Below are 369 nucleotides of genomic sequence, written 5' to 3'. Positions count from 1 at the left end.
AGGAGCTTCGCCAGACCCAGCTGGTCGGGCCAGTCCTGGATCGACTCGGCCAGGTAGTCGTACTCCGCGGTCTCCCGCGCGACCACCTTCGCCACCGCGGGCAGCGCCTTGTCGAGGTACCCCGAGTACACGGTGCGGAACGGCGCCCAGGTCGGCGTCGGGAACTCGCACACGACCAGGCGCCCGCCCCGCCTGGTCACGCGGCGCATCTCCTCCAGCGCGCCGACCGTGTCCGCCACGTACCGCAGGCCGAACGAGATCGTCACCGCGCCGAGGACCCCGCCCGCGAGCGGCCGGGCCGTCGCGTCGCCCGCGGTGAACGGCAGGTCGGGGCGACGGCGCTTGCCGACCGTGAGCATCCCCGTCGAC

1 protein-coding gene is annotated in these 369 nt (G+C 74.0%); it reads right to left on the bottom strand.

What is annotated here, in order from left to right:
• A partial coding sequence (locus KVT14_RS20140) for a class I SAM-dependent methyltransferase (RefSeq protein WP_217617280.1) occupies window positions 1–369 on the bottom strand: 369 nt, incomplete at both ends.

The sequence above is a fragment of the Cellulomonas sp. GbtcB1 genome (assembly GCF_019091725.1).
GTDB lineage: Bacteria > Actinomycetota > Actinomycetes > Actinomycetales > Cellulomonadaceae > Cellulomonas.
The sequence above is the reverse complement of the archived record's forward strand: the minus strand, read 5'-3'. Positions and strand labels throughout refer to the sequence as shown.